At 65.3% G+C, this 2,954-nt stretch carries 3 protein-coding genes; 2 read left to right on the top strand and 1 reads right to left on the bottom strand.

What is annotated here, in order from left to right; genetic code table 11:
* On the top strand, positions 1–1,229 hold a 1,229-nt coding region (locus K8V11_RS11740), incomplete at its 5' end, for an alpha/beta hydrolase family protein (protein WP_303914409.1).
* Positions 1,230–1,298: 69 nt separating this feature from the next.
* Complete coding sequence (locus K8V11_RS11735) at positions 1,299–2,357, top strand: enoyl-CoA hydratase/isomerase family protein (protein ID WP_303914407.1); 1,059 nt, start codon at positions 1,299–1,301, stop codon at positions 2,355–2,357.
* Positions 2,358–2,604: 247 nt separating this feature from the next.
* Here K8V11_RS11735 and K8V11_RS11730 read toward each other — a convergent pair.
* Positions 2,605–2,954, bottom strand: a 350-nt coding sequence (locus tag K8V11_RS11730) for a GtrA family protein (protein ID WP_303914405.1), incomplete at its 5' end; no start/stop codon positions are given.

The following is a 2,954-nucleotide window of genomic DNA, read 5'->3' as shown; positions in this document are numbered from 1 at the left end:
CGGGCTCGGCCGACGCCATCGAGGACGGCATCCGTTCGAGCCTCGGACTCATCGCCAACGGCTCCGCATTCAATAGCAATGCGCCGACGCTCGCACCACTTTCGGCGGGCTTCGACCCGCTGAGCGCCACGCCCGCGGCCGACGGCGGAGGATCGGCGACCGTTCCTGCGCTCGTCGGAGCGACGTTCCTCATGTCGATGATCCCGGTAGGTTCTCTTGCCAACGGCGGCCAGTTGGCGGCGCTCTCCCTCGGGGCAGACACGTTGACGAAGGCAGCCGGATCGTTCACCGGTGGGGGCTACGAGGCGCCACAGCCGAATCCGGAGATCACCGAGACGAAATTGCTCGACCGCGACGTGCAGGAGGATCACAAAGGGCCGGGTCGACTCGAGCACTGGACCGTGTCTTCCGCGAAGATGCAGCGCGAGGTCGTTCTCGAGGTTTTCCTGCCTTCCGAGGACAAGGGGCCTGCCCCGGTGCTCTACCTGCTCGAAGGCGTGGACACCGTTCTCCCGACCCCGTTCCGCACGCGCACGAACGTCGCGCAACGTGTCGAGGACGAAAATATCATCGCAGTCGCCCCGTCCGGCGCGCCGGGATCCAACTGGGCCGAATGGATCAAGGACGACCCCCGACTCGGGCGCAATAAATGGGACACCTTCATCACCGAAGAATTCCCGTCGATTATCGGTGCGCAGGACAATATCGAGCTCAACGGTAAAAGCGGCGTGCTGGGGCTCTCCATGGGTGCCGGTTCCGCGCTTCGCCTCGCCGCGAACCATCCCGGCCACTTCGCCGCCGCCGGCGGTGTGTCCGGCTGCTACAACGCGACCGACGATCTCGGTTACGAAACCATCCGCCTCAACGTGGAGACGCGCGGCGGAAACCTCGACAATATGTGGGGGCCGCGCGGCAGCGAGCTGTGGCAGCAGAACCACCTCCCGGCACATGCCGACAAGCTCGCCGGGACGCACGTGTTCATGTCCGCGGCGACCGGCGCGCTCGGTGCCGAGGACATCAAGAAATACGGCACCGAGCCGGGCGTGCTCTTCTCCGGATACATCCTCGAAGCGGGCGCACGCGAGTGCACGAACCAAATGTCTCGGGCCCTGGACCGCGCGGGCGTCAAGAACGACACGTTCTTCATGCCGACCGGGATCCACAACTGGACCGCCTTCGGTCCGGGTATGAACGCCGCGTTCGACTCAATGATCCCGGTGCTCAAGTAGCGGGATCGGCTGCCGCGGTTCGAGTGAATCGCGCCTCACGCAGTGGGCGGAATCCGTAAGCTTGGGCGCATGAGTGAATCGATAATTTCTTCCCGCTCGGGCCGTGTTGGCCACATCCAGCTCGATCGGCCCAAGGCGCTCAACGCGCTCACTGTGGAGATGATCGAGGCGATCGACGCCGCGCTAGTCGAATGGTCCGACGCCGGGGCGGTCGACTCCGTCCTGCTTACCTCGACCTCTCCGAAGGCCTTTTGCGCCGGCGGCGATATCAAGGCGGTCCGCGAGGCGGTCGTCTCCGGCGATCCCGCGGAGGGCCGCAAGTTCTTCGAGGTCGAGTACGCGATGAACGCGCGTATCGCGAACTTCCCCGTGCCCTACGCCTCCGTCCTGTTCGGCGCGACAATGGGCGGCGGCATCGGCGTCTCCGGCCACGGCTCGCACCGCATTGTCACCGAAACCCTCATGTCGTCTATGCCGGAAACTGCCATCGGCTTCATCCCCGATGTCGGCGCCTCCTGGCTCTTGCCGCGCTTCGCCGGCGGCGGCGACCTCGGCCTCGCCATGGCCAAGTACCTCGGCACAACCGGTGCGCGCATGGGTGCCGCCGACGCCCTTTATCTCGGCTTTGGCACCCACTTCATCTATGACGCCGTACGTCCCGATTTCCAGGCCACCGTTCTCGAATCCGGCTTGGACCAGGCACTCGACGAGCATTGCAGCGATCCTGCCGAGGCGGGGGATTCGCCGCTCCGCGCCCAAGAGGAGTTCATCGCCCGCGCCTTTGCCGGCGACACGATCGAAGAAATCCTCGGCGAGCTCGATTCGATGGCGTCCGAGTCCGGTGAGGCCGCAGACTGGGCGAGCTCTGCCCGCGAGGCATTGCAGTCCCACTCGCCGACATCGGTCGTGGCCACGCTGGAATTGATGCGTGCCGGATCGCAGGTCTCCACCGTCGAGCAGGCACTGCGCAATGAACTCAAGCTCGGCGCGCTCGTGTGCCAGGGTCCGGACTTCCCCGAAGGCGTACGCGCGGTCCTCGTCGACAAATCGCGCGATGCCGCATGGCAGCCTTCCTCGTTCGCCGACGTCGATGTCCAGGCCATCCGGAATGCCCTGACCGCGGACTAGCCGGCGGCGCCAGAGACCCCGCCTTGCCCGGCAGCCTCGCCGTGGCCGTGGCCAGGGATGCTGCCGGGGCTGCTGTGGCTTCCGTGCCGCGGTAAAACCGCGTCCCACGCACAGACCGCAGGACCAGTCACGTTTCACCGCGTCATTACATCGGTGAAAGGTGACTGCGCCTGCGGTCGGTACTTTTTTGGCCCAAGGCATCGCCGGCCGGCCGCCAAATCGCGCCGCACGGATCCATCGCCCGCCGCTACGGCAACTCGACCGGGCTCTCATCCTTTACCGCGTCCCGCGGCTTTGGCCGGTGCGTAAATGTCCAGTACTTGTTCACGAGGAACGTGACCGGGGTCGAGACGATAATCCCGACGCCGTTGGCCCAGTACAGCTTGTCGCGAAGGAACGAGGAGTCGTCGAAGACGCTATCGGGCAGGTGAAGAGGAGAGGTCGGGTTCATAAGCAGCGTCGTCACGGCGGCAGTCACCGCGAGCCCGAAGAGCCCGACGACCAGGAACGGCGCGTACCGGGTCTTCACGCCCTCGAGATGATCGAGTTCCTTCTTGGAGAACGTGAACCGCTTGTTGAGGAAGAAGTTCCACAGGT

The sequence above is a fragment of the Dietzia timorensis genome (genome assembly GCF_020742175.1).
Taxonomy (GTDB): Bacteria; Actinomycetota; Actinomycetes; order Mycobacteriales; family Mycobacteriaceae; genus Dietzia; species Dietzia timorensis_A.
The sequence above is the reverse complement of the archived record's forward strand: the minus strand, read 5'-3'. Positions and strand labels throughout refer to the sequence as shown.

Coding starts and splice junctions, on each gene's coding strand:
- K8V11_RS11735 (WP_303914407.1), top strand. CDS start 1,299: ATGAGTGAATCGATAATTTCTTCCCGCTCGGGCCGTGTTGGCCACATC.